At 48.2% G+C, this 25,393-nt stretch carries 22 protein-coding genes; 6 read left to right on the forward strand and 16 right to left on the reverse strand.

The genetic code is table 11. The features are described from left to right. The 4 genes from ACTF7Q_RS02550 to dusB all read right to left on the reverse strand — a co-directional run. Window positions 1–1,689, reverse strand: a 1,689-nt coding sequence (locus ACTF7Q_RS02550) for a histidine kinase dimerization/phospho-acceptor domain-containing protein (protein ID WP_438996286.1), incomplete at its 3' end; no start/stop codon positions are given. A 65-nt stretch (window positions 1,690–1,754) separates the two neighbouring features. Further along, window positions 1,755–3,194, reverse strand: a complete 1,440-nt coding sequence (ntrC, locus tag ACTF7Q_RS02555; RefSeq protein ID WP_438996287.1) for a nitrogen regulation protein NR(I) — start codon at window positions 3,192–3,194, stop codon at window positions 1,755–1,757. After that, window positions 3,194–4,363: a two-component system sensor histidine kinase NtrB gene (locus tag ACTF7Q_RS02560; protein ID WP_438996288.1), complete on the reverse strand. Its 1,170-nt coding sequence runs from the start codon at window positions 4,361–4,363 to the stop codon at window positions 3,194–3,196. Before ACTF7Q_RS02560 ends, ntrC begins: the two co-directional genes overlap by 1 nt. Window positions 4,364–4,368: 5 nt before the next feature. Next, window positions 4,369–5,355: a tRNA dihydrouridine synthase DusB gene (dusB, locus tag ACTF7Q_RS02565; RefSeq protein WP_438996289.1), complete on the reverse strand. Its 987-nt coding sequence runs from the start codon at window positions 5,353–5,355 to the stop codon at window positions 4,369–4,371. Window positions 5,356–5,585: 230 nt separating this feature from the next. Here dusB and ispF point away from each other — a divergent pair, with 230 nt between their 5' ends. Genes ispF through ACTF7Q_RS02580 form a run of 3 tightly spaced genes read left to right on the forward strand, consistent with a single transcriptional unit; the run spans window position 5,586 to window position 7,836 of the window. Further along, a complete protein-coding gene (ispF, locus tag ACTF7Q_RS02570; RefSeq protein ID WP_438996290.1) occupies window positions 5,586–6,860 on the forward strand; it encodes a 2-C-methyl-D-erythritol 2,4-cyclodiphosphate synthase in 1,275 nt (424 codons plus the stop codon). Beyond that, window positions 6,857–7,342 (forward strand): phosphatidylglycerophosphatase A family protein, encoded by a 486-nt coding sequence (locus tag ACTF7Q_RS02575; RefSeq protein ID WP_438996291.1) that lies wholly within the window; start codon window positions 6,857–6,859, stop codon window positions 7,340–7,342. The genes ispF and ACTF7Q_RS02575 overlap by 4 nt, the downstream gene beginning before the upstream one ends. Further along, window positions 7,339–7,836, forward strand: coding sequence for a CinA family protein (locus ACTF7Q_RS02580; RefSeq protein WP_438996292.1), 498 nt, complete (start codon window positions 7,339–7,341; stop codon window positions 7,834–7,836). Before ACTF7Q_RS02575 ends, ACTF7Q_RS02580 begins: the two co-directional genes overlap by 4 nt. Before the next feature lie 16 nt (window positions 7,837–7,852). Here the strand turns inward: ACTF7Q_RS02580 and ACTF7Q_RS02585 are convergent, their stop codons facing one another. The 12 genes from ACTF7Q_RS02585 to tpiA form a co-directional block, all read right to left on the reverse strand. Continuing rightward, complete coding sequence (locus tag ACTF7Q_RS02585; protein ID WP_438996293.1) at window positions 7,853–8,302, reverse strand: type II toxin-antitoxin system RatA family toxin; 450 nt, start codon at window positions 8,300–8,302, stop codon at window positions 7,853–7,855. Then, entirely contained in the window at window positions 8,302–9,255 is a 954-nt protein-coding gene (gene lipA / locus ACTF7Q_RS02590) for a lipoyl synthase (protein ID WP_438996294.1), read from the reverse strand. The genes ACTF7Q_RS02585 and lipA overlap by 1 nt, the downstream gene beginning before the upstream one ends. 53 nt (window positions 9,256–9,308) lie before the next feature. Further along, complete coding sequence (lpdA, locus tag ACTF7Q_RS02595) at window positions 9,309–10,721, reverse strand: dihydrolipoyl dehydrogenase (RefSeq protein ID WP_438996295.1); 1,413 nt, start codon at window positions 10,719–10,721, stop codon at window positions 9,309–9,311. 34 nt (window positions 10,722–10,755) lie between these two features. After that, entirely contained in the window at window positions 10,756–12,078 is a 1,323-nt protein-coding gene (locus tag ACTF7Q_RS02600) for a pyruvate dehydrogenase complex dihydrolipoamide acetyltransferase (protein ID WP_438996296.1), read from the reverse strand. 2 nt (window positions 12,079–12,080) lie between these two features. After that, entirely contained in the window at window positions 12,081–13,481 is a 1,401-nt protein-coding gene (locus tag ACTF7Q_RS02605) for a pyruvate dehydrogenase complex E1 component subunit beta (protein WP_438996297.1), read from the reverse strand. 2 nt (window positions 13,482–13,483) lie between these two features. Continuing rightward, entirely contained in the window at window positions 13,484–14,554 is a 1,071-nt protein-coding gene (gene pdhA, locus ACTF7Q_RS02610) for a pyruvate dehydrogenase (acetyl-transferring) E1 component subunit alpha (protein ID WP_438996298.1), read from the reverse strand. A gap of 191 nt (window positions 14,555–14,745) precedes the next feature. Then, a complete protein-coding gene (locus ACTF7Q_RS02615) occupies window positions 14,746–15,066 on the reverse strand; it encodes an FtsB family cell division protein (protein WP_438996299.1) in 321 nt (106 codons plus the stop codon). A gap of 171 nt (window positions 15,067–15,237) precedes the next feature. Then, a complete protein-coding gene (gene eno / locus ACTF7Q_RS02620) occupies window positions 15,238–16,515 on the reverse strand; it encodes a phosphopyruvate hydratase (RefSeq protein WP_438996300.1) in 1,278 nt (425 codons plus the stop codon). Between the two features lie 70 nt (window positions 16,516–16,585). After that, complete coding sequence (gene kdsA / locus ACTF7Q_RS02625) at window positions 16,586–17,401, reverse strand: 3-deoxy-8-phosphooctulonate synthase (protein ID WP_438996301.1); 816 nt, start codon at window positions 17,399–17,401, stop codon at window positions 16,586–16,588. 9 nt (window positions 17,402–17,410) lie between these two features. Continuing rightward, window positions 17,411–19,039, reverse strand: coding sequence for a CTP synthase (locus ACTF7Q_RS02630; protein WP_438996302.1), 1,629 nt, complete (start codon window positions 19,037–19,039; stop codon window positions 17,411–17,413). A gap of 138 nt (window positions 19,040–19,177) precedes the next feature. Continuing rightward, on the reverse strand, window positions 19,178–19,489 hold the full coding sequence (gene secG, locus ACTF7Q_RS02635) for a preprotein translocase subunit SecG (RefSeq protein ID WP_438996303.1): 312 nt from the start codon (window positions 19,487–19,489) through the stop codon (window positions 19,178–19,180). Between the two features lie 79 nt (window positions 19,490–19,568). Then, window positions 19,569–20,312, reverse strand: a complete 744-nt coding sequence (gene tpiA / locus ACTF7Q_RS02640) for a triose-phosphate isomerase (protein ID WP_438996304.1) — start codon at window positions 20,310–20,312, stop codon at window positions 19,569–19,571. A gap of 258 nt (window positions 20,313–20,570) precedes the next feature. On the opposite strand from tpiA, the gene ACTF7Q_RS02645 reads away from it, so the two are divergent. The 3 genes from ACTF7Q_RS02645 (at window position 20,571) to ACTF7Q_RS02655 (ending at window position 25,275) form a co-directional block, all read left to right on the forward strand. Beyond that, on the forward strand, window positions 20,571–22,433 hold the full coding sequence (locus ACTF7Q_RS02645; RefSeq protein ID WP_438996305.1) for a peptidyl-prolyl cis-trans isomerase: 1,863 nt from the start codon (window positions 20,571–20,573) through the stop codon (window positions 22,431–22,433). Beyond that, window positions 22,433–23,929 carry an anthranilate synthase component I gene (trpE, locus tag ACTF7Q_RS02650; RefSeq protein ID WP_438996306.1) on the forward strand — a complete coding sequence of 499 codons (1,497 nt, stop codon included), beginning with the start codon at window positions 22,433–22,435 and terminating at the stop codon, window positions 23,927–23,929. Before ACTF7Q_RS02645 ends, trpE begins: the two co-directional genes overlap by 1 nt. Window positions 23,930–24,099: 170 nt before the next feature. Continuing rightward, the gene (locus tag ACTF7Q_RS02655) at window positions 24,100–25,275 is read left to right on the forward strand and encodes a hypothetical protein (RefSeq protein ID WP_438996307.1); all 1,176 of its coding nucleotides are present in this window, start codon (window positions 24,100–24,102) and stop codon (window positions 25,273–25,275) included. Window positions 25,276–25,393: the final 118 nt, after the last annotated feature.

Genomic DNA, 25,393 nt, shown 5'->3' on the forward strand with positions numbered 1-25,393 from the left:
AAATGATGAAAATTCGTCAACCATGCGGCCTATATCGTCAACCTGACGTGAAATAATCGACACATATTCCTCAAAACGATCCGCTTCGACGGCATCCTTGGGTTTGAATTTCCGGCGCAATCTATCGGATGCAAGCTGAATAGGTGTTAATGGATTCTTTATTTCATGCGCGATACGCCGCGCAATATCAGCCCAAGCGGCTTTGCGCTGCGCAGTTAATAGATCAGTGACATCATCAAATGTTACGACATAACCGATAACCCGATCATCAACCAGTTCGCTGGCGATCCGCGCACGCAAGGTTAAACGGCTTGTGGGGCGCTCTAAAACCACTTGTTCTTCTATAAAGCGGCGTCTTTTCTGCCCAACAATCGATAACAGGTTATTAAATTCTGGTACTAGATTTTCCAGTTTTTTGCCTATCATGTCAACATCGGTCAGTCCAAGAAGATTACGAGCCGCCGCATTGGGTAAGTTAATGCGCCCCTCTTTATCAAGACCAATTACACCTGACGACACACCACCCAGAACCGCTTCTGTAAATTCACGCCGCCGGTCAATTTGCATATTAGCCTGAACAAGTTGCTGACGGCTTCGCGCTAACTCATCCAACATATTATTAAAAGACAGGCCAAGGCGTGATATTTCATCAATATTGGCACCACCTGGCACACGTTCGCGCAAATCGCCTCCCCGCACTTTATCAGCCACATTGATAACCGCCGATAATGGCCCAATAATCGCTGTTGCGAGATTGAGACCAACCCATAAAGCCGAAATCAACAGCAACAGAACCACGACGCCAAACAAAACCGCAAAACTTAACTGTAAATCAAATTGCTGAATGCCTAATTGTTGGTAATCAGACGCAGCCAGACGTGTACGGTCAACCGCGGCCAGGACATTCTGGTCAATGAACCGTCCCACCAGCAAATAAGCATCGATATAGCTATTCAATTTAACCACGGCGCGTATTTTGTTTGTATCGTCGGCGCGCAGAACCACGACTTCACCAGCGCGGGCTTTCTCAACCCAATCTTCATCAAGATTTGTGAAGGTCACAGCAAAGGCGAAACGTGACTTTGCAATCACCTCACCTGTACCATCGAGAATGATAGCCTCCGACAAATTACGCAAGGCAGTCTGATTGCTCAGATATTGACCCATGATTTCGGTATTATCACCAAGCTTGAGCGCTTCGCGATTGACATCATTCGCGATCGTCAACACATCACCAGTCACCGATTGGGCATGTTCCTGAAAATAGGAATCAGCAACCTTAACTGACTCATTAATCGCAACAGAAATTCTGTCAGCAAACCATCCGCGTAATGAATAATCGACAACAAATAGTGAGAACAGCGCAATGATCAGAACTGGCAAGGTCGTGATCCCGCCAAATAATACCGCAAGACGCCAATGCAGTTGGTGTCCTGCCACTTGCTGGCGACGATCAGCCCATAACTGCATAATATGACGAACGACAAAGAAGCTGAGAACCACCAAGGCAACAACATCGATTGCCAACAACAATTTTAGCGCACGTGGCCCTTCAGATAGATAATCAACCCGCGAAAGTGTAAAGGCGGTTGCAGCTCCCATACAAACGGTGAATAAAATTGATATATAGGCAAGACGGTTTTCGCTGAACAGACGCCGCCCTATATGTGACTGTTTATCTGCACTCATCACGTGATCCTGCAACCAAGTTCTTGGATGAACGTCCACCAAAATATTTAACAAAGCCTAACACGTCATCGTCCTGCCGTAATCCCAAGTTCTTTGATTTTCTTACGAAGCGTATTTCGGTTCATGCCCAGAATGTCAGCTGCCTTGACCTGATTACCGCGTGTTATTTCCAAGGTTGCGGTAATCAGGGGTAACTCAACCTCGTGCAAAATACGCCCATATAGTCCGGGGGCAGGCAATCCGCCTTTCAAAGCATCAAAATAGCGTCTTATATGCGCATCAACCGACTGTGATAAATTATCACTTTCATGATATTCTTCATCACCTTTATCTTGCTGGGATAATTCAGTAGCTACGGCATCAACATCAATAATATCTTCATTATGTAGCACCAAAAGCCGATGCACCATATTTTGTAATTCGCGCACATTTCCCGGCCAGTGCCATGTTTTCAATAATCTTTTCGCATCAGCCGAAAACATCTTATGAGGCAGGCCATTTTCTGAAGATTTAGTCAAAAAGTGATTAACAAGCGGGGCGATGTCTTCCAAGCGATCACGCAAGGGCGGCAAACGCAACGGCACAACATTCAACCTATAGAAAAGATCCTCACGGAACAGCCCTTGATCCATCAGATGTTGAAGATTCTTATTAGTCGCTGCAATAATCCGCACATTCGATGTTACGGGCATCGTCGATCCCGATGGCACATAGGTGCCGTCCTGTAAAACCTGGAGCAGGCGTGTTTGCGTTTCCAATGGCATATCCCCCACTTCGTCAAGAAACAAAGTTCCACCTACCGCCTGCTCAAAACGTCCAGGGTTGCTCATGCTTACAATGGCTGATTTGTTTTCAACGCCAAAGAGCTCGGCATCGACCTTCTCATGGGGAATTGTTGCCAAATTTACAGCTACAAAAGGATTTTGCCGTCGGTCACCAAGGTCATGAACAGCTTTCGCAACAAGCTCCTTACCTGTGCCACTTTCACCTGTTATGAGGACTGTCAGGTCAGTGCTAACAACGCGCGCCACCGCCTTGAAAATATCCTGCATCGAACGAGACCGCCCGACAAGGGGCCCCCCGTCCTCAAACTGTGGTGGCATCTCGCTTTGTGGGGCACCTGAAGAGCCTGAAATAACGGCAAGAGCCCGGGCGACGACATCCACGAGATTGCGCAATTCAAAAGGTTTCGGCAAATATTCAAAGACGCCAATCTGCTGGGCTTTGACCGCTGTGAGCAAAGTTGATCGCGCACTCATGACAATGACCGGCAAATCTGGCCGTTTTTCTTTTATGCGCGGCAATAAATCAAGCGCATCACCATCTGGCAAGGCCACATCAGTGATCAGAACATCCCCTTTGCCAGCTTCAATCAGTTTCCATAATCCAGACGCATTGCCACTGGAATGCACCGTATAGCCTTGACGCGCCAATGCCTGTTGCACCACAAGTCGAACCGACTTGTCATCTTCAGCCACCAGAATATGTTTTTGCGTATCAGCCATTATATGGTCGTGTCTTCATTCTTGGGTAAATGCAGAGCCTGCTTAGACGTTGTGGCAGGAAAATTAAAACGGAAAACAGTTTCTCCAGGAACAGTTTCAACCTCCATCAGCCCGCCATGATCAGCAATGACGCTTGCCACCATCGCCAGTCCGAGGCCACTACCCCCCATGCGCCCTGAAACAAATGGGTCAAATAGATGGTCACGAATATCTTCGGGGATACCTCTGCCATTATCAATAACCTCGACCTGAATCGGCACATGTAATTGTCCAGCAATCGATGTTGTTGATAGCCGCCGCCCTGGGGCATATGATGTTCTTACAATCAATTCACCATTTTTATCAGTAGCTTCTGATGCGTTTTTAATAATATTAATAAATGCCTGAATAAGCAGATCACGATGCCCTTCAACAAAGGGCAAAGACGGGTCATAAGCACGTTTCATGTCAAGATGAACACCATATGAGGCGGCCGCCATCTCCAGACAGTGATCAAGCACTTCATGAATATTGACGCTTGTCATAACCACACTGGCACCACCTGCAAAGCCTTCCATACGATCCAGCAGGGCTGTTACCCGATCTGTTTCCTCGACAATCATGCGTGTTAAGTTGGTTTCACTGGCGTCAAGGTCAGCTTCCAGCAATTGTGCCGCCCCTTTGATGCCCGCCAATGGGTTTTTAACTTCATGTGCCAGCATCGCCGCCATTGATGTTACCGAACGGGCAGCGCCACGAAACAGGGATTGTCCACGCAACCGTTCAGCCAGAGCGCGTTCCTGCATAGTCACCAGCAAAGACCCATTATTTTCAAAAGGTGTGATTTGAACATTGACCAGTTTAAAGCCCACCCGTGGGCCCGCCAACTCAAGCCCCTGATCGGCGACTGAACGGTTCTGATCTCGAGCCCGGCTTAACATTGAAAATAACGGGGAATCGGACGCGATAAAGCTCTGTAAAGCCTGTGCAAAAATAATTGACTGGCTAGATTGGAAAAACATCTCAGCCGCATGGTTCAAAAATTGGAATTGATTATCACGATCCAGAATAAACACCGGATTGGGCAAACTGGCCAGTATTTGACTTGCAACAGGGTTGTCTTGCACATGCCGCGCATCATGGCTGATCTCGAAATCTTCACTTTTAAAATTATTGGCGATATCTGACATAATGCTTATGCCGCTTCTTGCTCGATAAGTGTGGCGAAAAAGGCGTCAACCGCGGCAAAAACCTCGGTGCTATCTGTTGTGTTATTGGCCACGTCTCGCAGTTCTGCTGACCCTGGCAAGCCATGCGCATACCAAGCGATATGTTTACGGGCAAGGCGCATCGCCGCTGACCCATAATGTGTAAGCATATCCTCAAGATGCGCCAACATGAATTGATGCCGTATGGCTATGCTAGGCTCCGGGCGCACTTGTTGCCCATTCAAGAGATCGCCTGCTTGCGCGACAAACCAAGGCCTGCCCTGCGCACCCCGCCCAATCATGACGCCCGCAGCATGGCTATGGTCGAGTGCCATGCGCACATCGTCCAGCGTGCGGATATCACCATTGGCTATGACCGGAATAGAAACCGCCGCAACAACTTCGCCTATTTTCTGCCAGTCAGCACTGCCTGTATACATCTGACAGCGTGTGCGCCCATGCACAGCAACCATACGGATACCAACATCTTGGGCTATTTTTGCCAATTGTGGGGCGTTAAGGGACGCATCGTCCCAGCCAAGCCGCATTTTGAGCGTTACAGGTATATCGACAGCTTTGACCACCGCGTCAAGAATTGCTCCCGCATGATGTTCATCCCGCATCAAAGCCGAACCCGACTGTTTTCCTGTCACCTTTTTAGCTGGGCACCCCATATTTATATCTATGATGCTGGCGCCAAGATCGGCACTGACTTTTGCCGCATCAGCCATCACTGATGGTTCCCAACCTGCCAGTTGAATTGAAAGCGGGGCTTCGGTAGCGACTTCGGTTTTAAGCTTCCGCATTTCCGTTTTGACTTCGGCGAGCATAGCCGCACTGGCGATCATTTCAGTGACCACAAGCCCGCCACCCGCACGCCTTACAGCACGGCGAAAAGGCCAATCAGTCACGCCTGACATTGGTGCCAGAATGACAGCATGCGGCAAATCAATATCACATAGCTGAATAGCCACTTATGTCTCCATCACCAGCAAAGTCATATCGCGAATTCTGCCTGAAAATTAAGCAGAATTTAAATATCGCCCAAAAAATAAGCATCCTTAAAGTATGTTTATCGTGATCCTCTGGGTAAAGCAAGAAACGCCTAAGAAAATGACAGTAATGCACTACATATCGACATGCTCTGCGTAACATCAGAAAAAGACATAGACAAGCAGGCGCGCTTTGGTGATAAAGTTTTATCATGTCTGATCACGCGCCCACATCCGCCTCTCCGAGAGTTGCTGCCATTATTGTTGCAGCTGGTTCTGGACAGCGCATGATCTCTACAGACGCCTCGCATACGGAACATATTCCCAAACAATTTCGTGACTTAGGTGGTAAGCCGGTGATCTGCTGGTCGCTTGATGCTTTCACCAAGCACCAGAATGTCAGCAGCATCATTCTGGTTGTTGGCCAAGGACAGGAAGCGCAGGCGCAGGCCATCATTGACAAGCATTTTGGTCATTATGCCCATATTGTCAGCATCATCACTGGCGGAGCAACGCGCATGCAGTCAGTCCGCAATGGCATAGCCGCACTTTCCGAGGCTGGTTTTGACGGATTTGTTGCGATTCATGATGCCGCTCGCCCGCTATTAAAACACCACATTTTGGATAAGTTGATAGATCATCTAGCCACATCATCGGCACAAGACCTGGTTGGGGTTATCCCTGTTCTGCCTGTGTCTGACAGTCTAAAACAGATCAATGACAGTCTGATCACTGATGTCATTGACCGCGACAAGGCCAGCGCCGCCCAAACACCGCAACTATTCCGCTTACATTCCATTGCCGCGCTATATGACAATATAGCGCATGAAAATATCACCGACGATGCAAGCCTTGCCATGTCTGCTGGGTTAAATGTAGCCACCATCATGGGCACAAGGTCACTTATGAAGTTGACCTATGAAGAAGATTTCACAATTCTGGAACATCTATCACGCGCGGGTGGTAACAGGCAGAACATTGGACCGGCAATGGATATTCGAGTTGGAAATGGTTTTGATGTGCATAAATTCGGTGACAAGCCCGGCCCCATTACCCTGTGCGGCATTACGGTGGAAAGCGAATATGGGCTAACCGCACATTCGGATGGTGATGTTGGCCTACATGCTTTATGTGATGCCCTTTTCGGGGCGCTAGCCGATGGTGATATCGGATCACATTTTCCACCTAGCGACGATCAATGGAAAAATGCCGATAGCGCCAGATTTTTGGATTATGCGGTTGAACAATGCCACAATGCCAAAGCCAGCATCTTGCATCTGGATCTGACATTGATATGTGAATATCCAAAAATCACCCCACATCGTGATGCCATGCGCAAGCGGATAGCCGAGATCACTGGGCTGGATATAGGCCGGATTGCGGTCAAAGCGACAACATCCGAAGGCCTCGGTTTTACAGGTCGCCGCGAAGGCATCGCCGCACAGGCTACCGCAACCATCTGTTACAACGGTGCTGAGTCATCATGACGGCATATAATATCTGGCATCAGATCGCCACATTAGGCCCAATTGGGCATATGCGCCCTGCCCCTGGGACATGGGGATCACTTGCGGGCGTCATCAGCGGTGTCGCTTTCATACAGCTATCACCCTATCTGCTTGAATTTTCAATTCTGATTGTCATTTTCGTTGGGATCAAGGCTGCTGATATCTATTGTCGTGATACAGGCAAGAAAGACGCACCTGAAGTGATCATCGACGAAGTTGCCGGACAATGGTTGCCACTTCTTGTTATTCCGACCGATCTAGCCTGGCCTGCTTATTGCGCATGGGTGGCTCTTGCCTTTGGATTGTTTCGGTTTTTCGATATTACCAAACTTGGCCCCATAGCGATGGCTGAAAAGATTGCAGGCGGCACTGGTGTCATGGCTGATGATCTTGTCGCTGGTGTTTTCGCAGGGGTTGGTGTTCTGGCATTATATCACCTCTGGGAGGGGATAGCTGTATGAGCGCCATGACAAAAGATATCAATGCACATGCGCAGGCTGTCATCACAACAGCGCAAGATAAGAATGTTATGATTGCGTTGGCTGAATCCTGTACCGGCGGTATGGTTGCAGCCAGCCTAACCGATATTGCCGGGTCATCAGCCGTTCTCGACAGGGGCTTTGTAACCTATAGCAATAATGCCAAAATGGACATGCTTGGCGTTACTGGCGAGACGCTTGATGCGCATGGTGCCGTATCATCTGAAACAGCAATCGAAATGGTATCTGGCGTTCTCAAACATGCGCCAAATTCAAACATTGCTTTATCTATCACGGGCATAGCTGGCCCTGGTGGTGGTAGCCCCGACAAACCAGTCGGGCTTGTCTATTTCGGTATTCAATCACGCGGCAAGCCAGCACAATCTATAAAACAAATTTTTGAAGGTGATCGTGCAAACATCCGCAATAACGCTTCATTTTTTGCTTTAGATTTAATCATTAAAGAATTGAAATAATTTAATTTAATTTAATTCAATTTAATTTATTAGATTTGTTATATAATTCAGCAGCGCGTGTCTCGAACGCGCGTACCATCCGGCGCACAGCTTCGGTAAATAATGTTTCTATAACTGATTGCAAAAGACGCGAGTTAAATTCGAAATCAACATAGAAATCGATCTCACATCCGTCTTCATGCGGCAAAAACCGCCAGTTATTTGTAAGGTGCTTGAAGGGCCCTTCGGCATACCGCACGTTAATTTCGAGCTTGTCAGAGTCAAACTCTACATAGGATGTGAAAGTCTCACGGAACATGTTGAAGCCGATGATAAGATCAGCAGCTAATTCATATTCAGTTTGTGATTTAACCCGTGCAGCCAGACACCACGGCAAAAACTGAGGATATTTTTGCACATCAAGAACCAGCGCATAAAGCTGTTCAGGCGTGTGTGACACCACGCGTTTTTCAGCATGAACCGTCATTAAGCTGATGCAAGCGTGGCGTTTCGTGCATTTTGCAGGGCCGCAAAATCGGCATCGGCGTGATAGGATGAACGGGTAAGTGGTGTCGATGACATTAAAAGAAACCCTTTGGCCTTGCCCTGTTTTGCATAACGCGCAAATGTTTCCGGCTCAACAAACCGATCAAGCGGGGCGTGTTTTGGTGTTGGCTGTAGATATTGGCCGATGGTCATAAAGTCAACATCGGCAGAGCGCAGATCATCCATAATCTGCCCAACTTCTTCATCGGTTTCACCAAGACCAACCATGATGCCTGATTTGGTAAAGATCGACCTATCTATTTCCTTAATTTTTTGCAGGATAGACAGTGAATGAAAATAACGAGCGCCAGGACGAATGGTCGGATAAAGCCGTGGCACCGTTTCCATATTATGGTTGAACACATCCGGTCGGGCTTTGGCAACTATTTCCAATGCCCCGTCCTTGCGCAAAAAATCGGGGGTCAGTACTTCGATAGTAGTGTTAGGTGATGCTGCACGAATTGCCGTGATAGTCTGTGCAAAATGCAAAGCCCCACCATCGTCAAGATCATCTCGATCAACCGATGTAATTACCACATGCTGCAAACCCAGCTTGGCAACAGCTGATGCGACATTATCAGGCTCATGCGGGTCGAGCAGGTCAGGACGCCCGGTAGCAACGTTACAAAAGGCACAGGCACGCGTACAGACTGACCCCAAAATCATCATCGTTGCATGTTTCTGTGCCCAGCATTCACCTATATTCGGACAGGCGGCTTCTTCACAAACGGTTACCAAATTCAAATCACGCATCAAGGCACGTGTCTCTTGATATTCTGGTGAAACCGGAGCCTTTACACGCAACCATTCAGGACGACGCGGCTGTGGGCGATCCTCGTTTCGTCGCTTTTCTGGATGCCGTGCAGCACCTTTCGTGTGATTGACCTGGGGCATTAGACCTACCTTACATACATCTTTTAATCGTGGCCGATATGATAAACTCTAACCTACATGTGGATAGCGCGACCATAAGCGTCAAGGACTGACTCGTGCATCGCTTCAGAAAGCGTTGGATGCGGGAAGATCGTTTGCATCAATTCCGCCTCGGTAGCTTCCAATGTGCGTGCTATCGCATAGCCTTGTATCAGTTCGGTCACTTCGGGCCCGACCATATGGGCACCCAGCAATTCACCTGTCTTGTCATCAAAGATCGTCTTGACAAGCCCCTGATCGTCGCCCAGCGCAATCGCCTTGCCATTGCCGACAAACGGAAAGCGCCCAACCTTGATCTTGTGCCCTGCTTCTTTTGCCGCCGCTTCGGTCATGCCAACTGATGCGACCTGCGGGCGACAATAGGTACAGCCAGGAACCGCCCCTGCCCCAATCGCATGGACATCTTTTTGACCCGCTATCTTTTCAATACAAATGATACCTTCATGGCTGGCCTTATGAGCTAGCCATGGTGGGCCAGTCACATCACCAATGGCATAGATCCCAGCCTCGCCAGTCTCTGCCCATTGATTGGTTGAGATATGGCCACGATCGACTTTGACTTTGGTGCCATCCAGACCCAGATTTTCGGTATTGCCGACAATGCCAACCGCCAGAATGGCGCGGTCAGCCGTGACAGGGGCTTCATCCCCTTCAAAGGTCGCAGTAACGCTTTTGCCGTCGCTTTTCAAAGACGCCATTTTGGCACCGGTAATCACCTTCATACCGCGTTTGACAAAAGCCTTTTGCACAATCGCCGATATCTCTGGATCTTCAACCGGCAGAATACGATCCAACGCCTCGATCAATGTCACCTTAACGCCCATATCATGATAGAAGGACGCAAATTCGGAACCAATAGCCCCTGACCCGATGATAATCAAAGATGTTGGCATGGTTTCGGGAACCATCGCCTCTTTATAGGTCAGGATAGTTGTGCCATCCGGCATGATATCGGGCAATGAGCGCGCCCTGGCACCGGTGGCGATAATCACATGCTTGGCGTCGAGTATTGTGCCATCTGCAAGCGTAACCGCGCGCATATCGCCCTTTTTACTGCCAATCTGGGCTTCGGATTCAAATACTGTAACCTTGTTTTTCTTGAGTAAATGCGACACCCCCATCGACAGGCGACCAGCCACCTTGCGCGAGCGTTTAACCACTGTTGGCAAATCGATACTAACCTCACCCGAAATAGTGATTCCAAATTCCTTCATTTCATCAATAGAATGGCGCAATTCAGCCGCCCGCAATAATGCCTTGGTAGGGATACAGCCCCAATTCAGACAGACACCACCAAGATGTTCACGCTCAATAACAGCTGCTTTCATGCCCAGCTGGGACGCACGGATCGCCGCGACATAACCACCTGGCCCCCCGCCAATCACGATGATATCAAAAGACTTAGTGTCAGATTTTGTTTCAGCCATTGTAATCCCTCAAAGTCGGTATTCGTGACAGAATTTACAGCAACATCGTTACTGGATTTTCAATAAAGCCCTTAAAGGCCTGTAGCCATTCTGCACCAACTGCACCATCAACCGCACGGTGATCACATGACAAGGTCACGCTCATCATCGTCGCCACGCTTAAGTTTCCATCGATCACCACCGGACGTTGTTCGCCCGCACCAACCGCTAAAATCGCGCCTTGTGGCGGGTTAATCACTGCTGCAAATTCACGCACCCCGAACATACCAAGATTAGAAATGGTAAAACTGCCCCCAGTAAATTCTTCGGCCGCCAGCTTGCCATCACGTGCACGCAATGCCAGGTCCCGGCTGATCGTCGATAATTCAGACAGGCCTTTGCTTTCAGCAGCCCAGATCACCGGCGTGACCAGACCGCCATCAACCGCCACCGCCATGCAAATATCAGCATGATGGAACAGACGTGTGTTATCACCTTCCCATGACGCGTTTGCCGCTGGCACCTTCATCAAAGCCATTGCCGCCGCCCGGATCACCATATCATTGACCGAAATCTTAATACCTTCGCCAGCCAACGCGTTCAGCGCCTTGCGTGATTCGAGTAGAATGTCGATATTGCAATCGACCGTTAGATAGAAATGTGGAGCTGTCTGTTTGGATTCCTGCAGACGTGACGCGATGATCTTGCGCATCTGATTGTTCGGCACTAGCGTGCTTGCCCCATTTTCAGCAGTGGCCGTAACAGCTAATGACGGAGTTGTGCCTACAAGCGATGCCGGCATCGATGCTGGCGCACCCTCAACATCACACCGTAAAATACGGCCATGCGGGCCACTGCCAGTCAGACTAGCCAGATCAACACCCTTATCCGCTGCGATGCGCCGCGCCAGGGGACTGGCGAAAATACGAGCAGCACCAGTAGCAGATACTGAAGACACAGTTGCTGATGCAGTTATGGGCGTGGGTGCGTCTGCATTAGGTGTTTGTTTTGCAGATTCTGCATGAGCAGATACATCTTGAGCTGTTTCGACTTCAGCCGGTTTGGTCGCTTCAGGGGCGCTAGCTGGCGTTGAAACAGCGTCTGGTGTTGCCGATGATACGGCGGCAACATCTTCATCATCTTCGGCAAGCAATGCAATCACTGTACCTACAGGTACATTATCGGTGCCATCGCCAACAGCGATTTGCGCCACTTTACCATCATCAACCGCTTCGACTTCCATCGTCGCCTTATCGGTCTCAATCTCAGCGATCACGTCTCCCGAACGCACATCATCACCAACAGACACCAACCATTTTGATAATGTACCAACCTCCATTGTTGGCGATAAAGCTGGCATTTTGATTTCAATAGCCATGATTACGCTCCTTTGAAGCCTTCGCATGTGGCAAGCGCCGTCGCGACGACGTCATCCACCTGCGGTAATGCCAGTTTTTCTAGGTTTGCGGCATAAGGCATCGGCACATCCTTGCCAGTCACGCGGGCAATCGGTGCATCAAGCCAGTCAAAGGCCTGCTCCATAACCTGCATTGCCAATTCAGAGCCAATACCAGCGAAAGGAAAGCCTTCTTCACAGGTCACTAAACGCGATGTTTTCTTTACCGAGGTTACAATCGTATCGATATCAAGCGGACGGATTGTGCGCAGATCAACCACCTCGGCGCTAATGCCCATTTCAGCCAGCGTATCCGCCGCCTGCAAAGCACGACCAACCATAATTGAAAAGGCAACCAATGTTACATCACTGCCTTCGCGGACGATTTTGGCCTTGCCGATTGGCACAGTCCAATCATCGTCATCTGGCACATCAAAGGACTGACCGTACATAACCTCATTTTCCAGAAAAATCACCGGATTAGGATCCCTGATGGCTGATTTCAACAGACCTTTGGCATCCGCCGCTGACCAAGGTGAAACTACCTTTAATCCCGGACAATGTGCATACCAACTTGCATAACATTGCGAATGCTGGGCAGCAACGCGGCTAGCAGCACCATTTGGCCCCCGAAACACGATCGGACATCCCATCTGCCCACCTGACATATATAATGTCTTGGCGGCTGAATTTATGATCTGGTCAATGGCCTGCATGGCAAAGTTAAAGGTCATAAATTCAATGACCGGTCGCAATTCACCAAAGGCCGCACCAACCCCAAGGCCGGCAAATCCCTGTTCGGTAATAGGCGTGTCGATAACACGGCGGGCGCCGAATTCATCAAGCAGTCCTTGCGTAACTTTATAGGCACCCTGATATTCAGCCACCTCTTCACCCATGACAAACACATTTTCATCACGACGCATTTCTTCGGCCATGGCATCACGCAGGGATTCACGAACGGTGATTGATGTTGATGTGCCTGTCCATTCGGTTTCTGCAATAATCGCGGGGGCTGCAGGTGCTTGTGGCGCTTTGGACGGCGTATCCGCTGCTGGTGCATCGGTACTGGCAGGTGATGTTTCAGCTGGCAGCGTTTCAGAAGGCGTCGAGATGTCAGGCGGCGCGGAGTCAGCCGCATCACCCTCTTCAAGCAAAATAGCAATCGGCGCATTCACAGCAACATTTTCGGTGCCTGCGGCAACAAGTATCTTACCTAGCGTGCCATCATCTACTGCTTCGACTTCCATTGTCGCCTTATCGGTTTCAATCTCGGCGATCACATCACCAGAGCGCACATCAGCCCCTTCTTCAACAAGCCATTTGGCCAATGTTCCTGTTTCCATCGTTGGCGACAAAGCAGGCATTTTGATTTCAATAGCCATGATTACGCCCTCACCGTGTCTGTTGTTTCGGATGGTAAAGGCAGTAAAATGTCGGTGAACAGTTCTGAAGCATCCGGTTCTGGGCTTGTCTGGGCAAATTCAGTCGCGTCAGTCACAATAGCCTTTACCTCAGAATCGATAGCTTTCAGTTCTTCATCCTTCACATTCTGATTTTGTAATATTTCGCGCAGCTGATCGATTGGATCATGTTGCTTGCGCATAGTATCAACTTCCTCGCGGGTGCGGTATTTTGCCGGATCAGACATCGAATGACCACGATAACGATAGGTTTTCATTTCAAGGATATAGGGACCTTTGCCAGAACGGCAATGTTCCAAGGCCTCAAGCGCTGCCGCACGAACAGCCAACACATCCATACCATCGATCTGTTTACCTGGAATACCATAGGCCATGCCGCGATCAGCTAGCGCCCGACCAGCCGCCGCACGGTTAACGGCTGTGCCCATTCCATATTGGTTGTTTTCAATAATGAAAAGACATGGCAAATCCCACAAGGCCGCCATATTAAAACTTTCATAAACCTGACCCTGATTGACAGCGCCATCACCTAGATAGGTCATGCAGACGTTTTTCTGATCTTTATATTTGTGCGAAAAAGCCAGCCCGACACCAATAGGCACCTGCGCTCCAACAATTCCATGACCACCAAAAAAATTCTTTTCACGGCTAAACATGTGCATCGAGCCGCCTTTGCCACGCGAATAGCCACCTTCACGCCCCGTCAACTCAGCCATGACGCCATCAGCCTCCATGCCACAAGCCAGCATATGTCCATGATCACGATAAGATGTCACTACCGTGTCGCCTTCCACCGAGGCTGATTGCAACCCAACAACAACAGCTTCCTGACCGATATAAAGATGACAAAAACCACCTATCTGACCCATGCCATACATCTGACCAGCTTTTTCTTCAAAACGCCGGATCAGCAACATATCACGAAACATTTTGACCAGATCATCCGTTGACGGCATGTCATTCACACCCGTTCCAACTGACTTGGGCGGCCTACCTGGGCCTTTTTTGCGTTTGCTTTCAGTATTAGTGGCCATCTTAAGCTCCATCTTAATTGGTCGCATTATCCCGCAACCGTTAAGCATGCAACACATCAGTCGCGCCTCACGGTATAAACACTAAGATTTAGCCAAAATGAATTTTTTGCAACTATTTTATTTAATTGTTTTTATTTGATTTTATTTAAATAAACTAAATTACAGTTAACATTAAAGCGCTTCTATAAGACTTAAAATTTCAATTCGGACATATCAATTGAAACAATCACATCATTCTGCGAATAAAGCCCAAGATCGGCGCGCGCCGTTTCTGCCAGCATATCGGCATCTATAGCATCATTTTGCATCAGCGAAATGCGTTGACGCAGATGAGATTGATGCTTTTCAAGCAAAGCCAGCTGTTCTTCAGCTATCAGGATTTTGCGTTCAAGTTCGGGCTGAGCCAGAATACCACGCTCGCCTGCAATGGTATGAAACATGAAAAAAGAAGCCATTGTGGCAAGCAGAAGAAGACTACCAATGAAAGCAAATGACTTTTTCATAACATACATAATCTAAACACCTATATAGTTACGTCCACCAAGACGGCATGCCCTTAATTGAGGTTTATTGAATCAGAGCTGTTTCACCGCGTCAAGTGAAATGCGAATCGCCAGAAAATATGATATTTCCAGCATTAAGCTTCAAATAGGTGAGAGAGCATCAAAGCTGATAAAATCAGCTTAGCCACGTAAGATTGACGCACCCGCATAAAGAGCTGTGCGATCAAGCTCTTCTTCGATACGCAAAAGCTGATTATATTTTGCCAGCCGATCTGACCGGGACAATGAACCGGTCTTTATCTGACCCGCATTGGTTGCTACCGCCAAATCAGCAATGAAGCTATCTTCGGTTTCACCCGAACGATGTGAAATAACAACGCCAAAACCGGCTTTTTGCGCCATTTCAATGGCCTGCATTGTTTCCGATAGTGTTCCAATCTGATTGACCTTGATCAGAATGGCATTCGCTGAACCATCCTTAATGCCACGAGACAGACGCTCAGGGTTCGTAACAAACAAATCATCACCAACAATTTGCACAGCACTGCCAATTTTGTCCGTCAAGGCCGCAAACCCATCCCAGTCATCTTCATCAAGCGGGTCTTCGATGGATGTGATCGGATATTTACCGGTTAATTCAGCCCACATGCTGTTCATCTCATCACTGCTAAGCGAGCGTCCCTCACCTTGCAGATGATAAGCACCATCTTTGTAAAATTCACTTGCGGCGGCATCAACGGCAATCATCACATCGTCACCAGGCTTATAGCCAGCCGCTTCAATTGATTTGGTGATATAGCCAAGAGCTTCATCCGTTGAATTGATTGCTGGGGCAAACCCTCCTTCATCGCCAACTGCCGTTGACAAACCATTGTCAGACAGAAGCTTTTTAAGAGCATGAAAAATTTCGGCACCCATTCGCAAACCATCATTGAAATGCGTGGCGCCTACAGGCATGACCATAAATTCCTGCGCATCAAGCGCATTGTCGGCATGCGCACCACCATTGATGATATTCATCATCGGCACAGGTAGCAGATGCGCATTCACACCCCCAAGATACCGCCATAACGGCATCTCAGCCGCGTCAGCAGCAGCGCGGGAAATAGCCAATGACACGCCCAGAATGGCATTGGCGCCAAGGCGACCCTTGTTAGCGGTTCCATCAAGTTCGATCATATCCTGATCATTACCAGCCTGATCAAACGCATCAGCCCCGGCAAGAGCATCAAAAATTTCAAAATTAACCGCATCGACGGCCTTTAGAACGCCCTTGCCATTATAACGATCTGCATCCCCATCGCGCATCTCGACGGCTTCATAAGCGCCGGTTGAGGCACCTGAGGGCACAGCAGCACGACCCGCGCTTCCATCTTCAAGAAATACATCAACCTCGACAGTTGGATTTCCTCGTGAGTCAAGAATTTCACGGGCTTGAATATCGACTATGCTGGACATGTTTTTGCTTTCTGATCAATCTAGTGGTTTGAATTTAAGCTCATTTTTTTCTTTATCTTTATCTTAATCGTCACCCGCGCCGTGCCGCATCAATACGCATCAAGGCGGCAAGAACGTCTGGCATAGTGTCAAGTGGTAACATATTTGGGCCATCTGACGGTGCATTGTCAGGATCCTGATGACTTTCCATAAACAGGCCATTGACGCCAACAGCAACCGCCGCGCGCGCCAATACGGGAACAAATTCGCGCTGACCTCCCGAACTACCACCCTTACCACCAGGTTGTTGCACGGAATGGGTTGCATCAAAAATCACAGGATGTCCCAGCGATGCCATTTCCGGCAAGCCACGCATATCAGATACTAATGTATTATAACCAAATGACGTGCCACGCTCGGTCAGCATGACACGATTATTGCCTGCGCCTGTTACTTTTGCAGCTACATGTTTCATATCCCACGGCGCTAGGAACTGTCCCTTTTTAATATTCACTACGGCACCTGTTTGGGCAGCCGCCAACAATAAATCAGTCTGCCGACATAAAAAGGCCGGAATTTGCAAAATATCCAGCACTTCGGCAGCGGTTGCACATTGATCTGGCAAATGTACATCGCTCAGCACCGGACATCCAAAAGTATCTTTGACCTTGGCCATAATAGCCAGACCCTCATCCATGCCAATACCGCGTGCCGCGCCTGCTGAAGTGCGATTCGCCTTGTCATAGGATGACTTATAAACAAAGCCCATTCCGGCATTCGCCGCCGCCTGTGACAGCTTTTCAGCACAGAATAGCGCGTGATCAAGACTCTCAATCTGGCATGGCCCAGCTATGAGCAAGAGAGGATGGTTATCACCACAAGACACATTGCCGATAGATATGTTCATACATACCTCCTATACGAGGCGGGACTTTTCCATTGAAGCCGCCACAAACCCAGTAAAGAGTGGATGCGGATCAAATGGTTTGGATTTTAATTCCGGATGAAATTGCACCGCTACAAAGAATGGATGATCTGGCCGTTCAACAATTTCTGGCAAGCCCCCATCCGGTGAAAGACCAGACATTATCATGCCAGCTTCAGCCAAGGCATCTTTGTAGGTGACATTGACTTCATAACGATGCCGGTGCCGCTCATTAATAAGATGCTCGCCATAAAGCTGGCTTGCAAGTGAACCCTCGGTAAGCAGACACTCATAGGCACCAAGCCGCATTGTTCCCCCAAGATCATCTTCGGCACTACGCTGTTCTTTTGCATTACCTGAAGTCCATTCAGTCATAAGACCTACTAGTGGTATTTCAGTTTCGCCAAATTCACTTGAACCCGCACCTGTCATGCCGCACAGATTCCGCGCTGTCTCAAGCACGGCCATCTGCATGCCAAAACAAATACCAAAATAGGGAATATTATTCTCACGGGCGAATTGAATAGCGTTAATTTTGCCAGTTGATCCGCGTTCACCGAATCCACCTGGCACAAGAATACCGCTGACATGATGAAGCGACTCAACCGCCGCGCCTTCCTGCTCAAACAATTCAGAGTCAATCCATTCGATATTGACCTTTACCCCATTGGCAATACCGCCATGGGTCAACGCCTCACCAAGTGATTTGTAAGAATCCTGTAACGAGGTGTATTTGCCTACAATGGCGATGGTTACTTCGCCTTCTGGATTAGCAACGGTGTTACATATGTTCTGCCAACGTTCGAGTGGCGGTGCAACATCATCAAGTCCAAAATGCCGCATAACTTCACGATCAAGACCTTCGTCGTGATAGGCAAGCGGCACCTGATAGATATTGCTTACATCACGAGCCAGAATAACCGCCGATTCACGGATGTTACAGAACAGGCCAATTTTGCCCCTTTGTTCTGCTGGCAGTTCATGTTCTGTCCGGCACAAAAGGATATCAGGCTGAATTCCAACTGATTGTAGCTCTTTGACCGAATGCTGTGTTGGCTTGGTCTTTAACTCGCCAGCAGCCGCAATATAAGGCAGTAACGTCACATGCAGAAAACATGTTTGTTCGCGGCCTAGCTGGTTACCTAATTGCCTGATCGCCTCAAGAAACGGAAGTGATTCTATGTCACCAACCGTGCCGCCAATTTCGCATAGGATAAAATCTTCATCATCTATATTTGACAAGACAAAGTTTTTAATAGCATCCGTCACATGCGGAATAACCTGAATTGTCGCACCCAGATAATCACCCCGACGTTCTTTTGCCAGTACATCCGAATAGATGCGGCCAGCCGTTACATTGTCACTTTGCTTGGCATGAACGCCTGTAAACCGTTCATAATGTCCAAGATCAAGATCTGTCTCGGCGCCATCGTCGGTGACAAAAACTTCACCATGCTGAGTAGGCGACATCGTGCCAGGATCGACATTCAAATAAGGGTCAAGTTTACGAAGGCGAACTTTATATCCGCGAGCCTGCAACAAAGCAGCAAGAGCGGCCGCGCCAAGTCCCTTTCCAAGGGACGAAACCACACCACCAGTGATGAAAATAAAACGAGGCATGGCCAAATTTAATACCTTATTGATGGGCACTTGGTAAGTGTCAAAATCACCATTTGGGTCAATAAAATTTAATTGTTAGGATTGACAATCAGCTTCGTGACTATTCTGACGTTGAAATCACTGAACAGTCACGCATGTCTATTTGTCAGTTGGTACAGCTGGGCCGCTTACAGGCGCTGGTGTGTTATTGATAACATCATCAACAATAGACACTGATTCTTTACCAGCACCCGCCAAGATCGCAAGAATAATTGAAGTCGTGAAAAATCCTGCCGCCAGAACGGTTGTTACACGTGTCATAAGATTTGCCGTGCCGCGTGCGGTCATAAAACCGCCACCTGAGCCACCACCACCGATGCCAAGACCTCCACCTTCACTTCGTTGCAATAGAACAGCACCAACAAGGCCAAGGGCAATCAAAATATGTATGGTTAAAACCAAGGTTTGCATCATTATTTTCCTGCATTAACACTTAATGGCGCGGTTATAGGGCGAAACCGCGATTATTTCAACAAAATACTCATAATCGCTATGTAACATTAGATGCAGCTTCACAAATGGCCTCAAATCCATTTGCATCTAGGCTAGCACCGCCGACCAATGCCCCGTCGACAGCCGGTAATGATAGAATTTCAGTTGCATTGCCAGGCTTTACCGAACCGCCATAAAGCACCGGAATATGCGTATCACTTCTGTTCGGAAATGCCGAAGAAAGCCAATTGCTGATGTTTTCGTGCATTGCCGCAATATCTTCTAATGACGGCACCAAGCCAGTGCCAATCGCCCAGACAGGTTCATAAGCGACAATCAACCTAGTCGGATCCATAGCCAAGGGGATCGAGCCTTGCAATTGTGCAAGCACAACGGTTTCGGCATTACCAGCCTCCCGAGCATTGCGGGTTTCGCCAACACAGATCATAACATCCAGATCACGCGCAAGCGCTGCATTGGCCTTGGCCATAATGAGTGCATCAACTTCACCATGATCGCTACGCCGTTCAGAATGTCCAACTAGAACCATTTTAGCACCACTGTCGCGCAACATGAGTGCCGAAACATCACCTGTGTGGGCGCCAGAATCGGCGGTGTGGCAATCCTGTCCGCCAAGCGTTATGTCACTTTGTGCAAGCCTTATTGACATGGGGATGATATATGGGTGCGGCGCAAACAAAACACGCTTTACATTGTTAAAGGAAATAGCTGCAAAGCGGCTAGCTAGCATCCCGGCCGTTTCAAGGTCAGGATTCATTTTCCAATTTGCTGCTATAATCATCGAGCTAATTCCATTTTTGAGTCATTATTAAAAAACATTATAATAGCAGTAATTTGCTGGTAAAGACTTAGAAAATGTTGAAAAGACCACTAACATTCGTAAAATCATGCTGTTTTTATGGCGTATTGTTCAAATCAAGTTGCCGATAGTCACGTCAACAAGTATTAATGGGACAAGTTCAACAATAATGCGTTCATGCGGGGCGCGGCTTGCTGTATGGCATGACGCATCCCTCACCAACTAAAGATAGAGATTAATATGCTTCAGGCCATGCGTAGCGGCGCTAAATCCCCTATAATGAAAGCTTTCCTTGTGTTTCTTGCAGGCGGTTTTGCGCTCTGGGGCGTTGGCGACATAACAACCGGCCTGATCGGCGGTAGTGATAAAGCTGTGTCAGCAAGCGAAGAAAGCCTGTCACCCCGCGAAGTGGCGCTTGAATTTGAGCGCGCTCGTCGTAATTATATGCCAAATGCATCAACTGGTGAGGCGTTACAAACCGGACTTTTATCAGAAATTGTTGGTTCGCTGTCCCGTGCAGTCATCTTCAACGCTGAAAATAATGCGCTTGGCCTGACTGTTACCCGTGCGATGCAACGTGACGCTGTTGCCAATGAAACCAATTTTCAAGATGAAATGGGAAACTTTTCCGAAGGGCGGTTCATGCAGACACTGGCCAGCGCCGGCATCAGCGAAGCTGAATATCTAGGCCGCGTCGATAGTGCATTAAAGCGTGGCCAATTGACCCAAGCCCTTGCTGCGGGTGTTGTCTCTAACAAAGCCGCTGATACTTTGCTGACCAAATATGAGCTTCAGCAACGGGTGGTAAAGATGCAAAGCTTTGCTGTTGACGCTGACAATATTGGAACACCATCCGACGCTGATCTCGATACATATTTTTCCGAAAATAAATCCAGCTACGATGCTCCTACAGTTCGTTCGGCACGGGTTGGTTTTATTTCAGCCACGCTGATCGAAGCTGATGTCGAAATTTCAGAAGATATGGTCAAAGACGCTTTTGGCACGCGTATTGATGAGTTTTCCACGCCTGAAACACGTGTTGTGCGCCAAATGGTATTTGAAAATGCCGAAAAAGCTAACGAAGCGCTTGAGCGCGTTGATAAAGGCGAAGACTTTAACGCAGTCGCTGCTGATATGCTGAATTGGACGGATACTGACGTTATGCTGGGAACCGTGACGCGTGATGGGCTTGATGGTGCAATCGCCGATGCCGTATTTGATGCCAGCGTCAACGTTGCGACCGGACCGGTGGAGACATTGTTTGGCCAACATATATTGATCGTCGATGACATTACCGAGGGTGGAAACGCAACACTTGAAGATGTTCGTGACGAGATCACCAGTACGTTACGTAGTGAAGAAGCTATTGATCTGCTTTATGAACGCGCCAATCTTCTCGAAGATGAGATTGCTTCGGGTGCCAGCCTTGACGAAGCGCTTGGCAAGGTCGGCGGCAAGATCGTGACGATTAACGATATTGACCGCAATGGGCTTGATATTGATGGTCAGCCGATAGTGGACGATTCCGAAATCGTCCAAGAAAGTGCCATCATCGAAGCTATATGGACGAATGATGTCGGCACGTTAAGTGTCTTGCAGGAAGCCAGCGCAGATATTTTCTTCATGGTGGATGTGACTACAGAAACTGAGGCAAGGCCTCGTTCGCTGGATGAAGTGAAACAACGTGCAATCCAAGATTGGAAGCTTGTACAGGCTATAAAATCCGCACGTGCTGCAGCTGATGCCGCCATTGCCGATCCCGCTAGTTTTGACAATATTGCGGCAAGTACAAAATTCCGTCGCAATGGTCTTGGCCTTGATCACGAAGCAGCACGGCTGATCGCTAACACGGCTTTTGCGCAGGCAAATGGTGATTTTGGTATTGTGGAAACAGGCACCGAAGCTATCGCTGTGATGACAAGTGAAATCATTGAGGCAGAGCAAAGCGAGATTGACGACACCAACAAGATGGTTGCCGATATAATGAAAAATGCGATCACAGAAGATGTCATCAGCTTTATGGCCATCAACCTATCTCAAGAGCATGATCTGCAAATCAACATTGAGCCAGTTCGGCAATTGTTGGTGGGAAGTCAGCAGTAATGTCGGATATATCCGATAGCTTTGACAGCTTTGTTGGCCGTTTTGAAGCTAATAAACCGTCTTTGCTTCACCGCGTCTTTATTGCCGATACCCAGACACCTGTCTCGGCCTTTTTGAAGCTGGGCAATGACAAGCATAACTGTTTCCTGCTCGAGTCAGTTGAAGGCGGTGAAGTACGGGGACGCTTTTCAGTCATCGGCATGAATCCGGATCTGATCTGGCGTTGTCGTGGCAATGTGGCCGAATGTAACCGCGACCCGGCGAATAGCGATCATTTTGTCGCTGACAGCGCAGCACCACTTAGTTCTTTACGCATGCTTCTAGCTGAATCCGCCATGGATGATACGGGCGACTTGCCGCCAATGTCAGCAGGTCTATTCGGCTATTTCGGCTATGATATGATCCGGCATATCGAAAATATCCCCGACCAGAATGATGCGGCGTTTGATGTCTATGATTCCGTCCTGTTACGCCCTTCAATTGTCGCCATTTTTGACCGCTTGAAAGACACAATCACATTGGTCACACAAGTGCGCCCATCCGAATGGACAGATGCACAAGCAGCTTGGGATGCCGCGCAGAGCCGCTTGCAAGACGCGGTAAAAGCACTTGATGCACCTATACCACAAACCGAGGATGGCGATGCTAATGCCAGTTTGCCTGCGCCTGAAACAAATATGGTGAAGTCGGCCTTTCTCGATATGGTGCGCAAAGCCAAAGAACATATTAGAGCAGGAGACGTCTTTCAGGTTGTTTTATCACAGCGCTTTACAATCCCGTTTCATCTGCCAGCAATCAATCTTTACAGATCATTGCGTCGTCTGAATCCCTCACCTTTCCTGTTCTTCTTTGATTTTGGCAATCTTTCGATTGTTGGTTCAAGCCCCGAAATTCTGGTGCGTCTTCGCAATAAAGAAGTCACAATCCGCCCAATAGCAGGCACCCGCAAACGCGGCCTGACACAAGAAGAAGACGAAGCCAACGCTGCCAGCCTTATGGCTGACGTCAAAGAACGGGCAGAACATTTGATGCTTCTTGACCTTGGCCGCAATGATGTTGGACGCGTGTCCAAGCCAGGTTCAGTCAGGGTTAAATCAAATTACGATGTCGAATATTACTCGCATGTCATGCACATAGCCTCTCAAGTCGAAGGCACAATACGTGACGATCTTGATGCTCTTGATGCCATGATTGCCGGATTTCCCGCTGGCACTGTATCAGGGGCGCCAAAAATTCGGGCGATGGAAATCATCGATGATATGGAGCCTGATCGGCGGGGCATCTACGCAGGTGCGATCGGTTACATTTCGGTCGCTGGAGAACTTGATACATGTATCGCGCTTCGCACCGCCGTGATCAAAGACCAGAAAATGCACGTACAGGCTGGCGCTGGTATTGTATATGACAGCGATCCTGAGGCTGAATATGAAGAAACGCAAAATAAAGCCCGCGCTTTGATAAGGGCGGCTGGTGAGGCACTACGCTTCAAAAAATAAATAAGAGCTAGTCAGCGTCTCTCTTAAATTAATATAATCTAATATTATGTTCAGCCTAAAGGTTAATGGCGGCACAATAGTTTGTTTGGTGCCGAAGGTGCCTGCTATGTAATGGAAAGCTATCTGTGCGCCGTCTTATTTTGATTTTTCATATCGTTATAGTGGCCATAATGCCGTTACGCACGGCAGTTGCCGAATTACGTCTTGATACATGGAAAACATACGGTGCCATGGCTGAACAAGGAAGTGTATGTGCGGCTTTTGCCCGCCTGATGGAGTTACAATCCACAATCGATGCAAAACATGGCGCATTATGGTTTGAGCGCCGCAAATTTGCCGGGTCACTTATTCGACAGGCCAGCACTCTTGAGGGGGTGTCAATTGCTGGACAAGATGATATCAATGCTTTGGTAGACAGCTATGCAAGTTGGTTGATTTCAAATCTCGGCAACCAAGGCACCACGCAAAGCCTAGATAACGAAGCTCATTCGGCGGCAAGCGAAATGATCAAAGACGTTTGTTCTGATCTTTATGCACGTGCAGATAAAAGCATCATGCAAGCACATCCAGAGCTGGCCACTTGCCCTATTGTAGAAACACCCGATCCACTGGTCTGTACGTCGGGATCAGTAACAGAACCGATTAATGTAAAGGCTACAGATATGACCCATGATGCACATGAAATCAAACGTGCCCGTGACGAAGTCGCCATGCTGACAGCACAGAACAAATCATTAAGAGCAAAATTACGAGCTTTACGGGCATCCACATTAGAATTTGAAATGGCAGCGCGCACATCAAACGACAAAATGCCCATGAATATCGAACATGATAAAGCCTCGCCAGATTATACAAATCCAGATTATACAAATATTGCCGCATCTGAACTGATCACAGATACGAAATTAGGCAGGAATATAAACATTGAAACCGACCTTGACGCCCGCACCGCATTGGCAGGCAGAAACAAATATACAACACCTAATTTTGACAACGTGATACCAGATAAAAGCCAGCAGCAAGATGAAACTGCGACTATAGATCAAATAACGAAATCGCCGGTTAGGGCTAAGGTGACGCGCAATCGGAATATATCTAATCTATTTGTAGCGCAACTTGGATCCTACGCCTCTTCCCAGCAGGCCAATGACGGCATCCATTATCTGAAAACCACTTTTAAAGATACTTTCAAGATGCTCGAACTAACCGTCGTTTCCAAAACCTCGCGCACTGGTCAACAGGTTTATGATCTTGTTACCGAAAAAAGCGATCGCGCAGACATAGAAAATATCTGCAACTCACTGTGGGAACAGCGTTTTGGCTGCTTCGTGACATCTGCAAACTGAATGACGTAATTACATGTCTTGGTCGCTTATATGAATACAGATGATAGGATAAACCATCTGGTTTCATTTAATTTGCAAAGAATAGGAATTTAGATATTGTAAATGATCTTGCTCAGTT

Source organism: Puniceispirillum sp. (SeqCode), from assembly GCF_965657105.1.
Classification (GTDB): domain Bacteria; phylum Pseudomonadota; class Alphaproteobacteria; order Puniceispirillales; family Puniceispirillaceae; genus Puniceispirillum.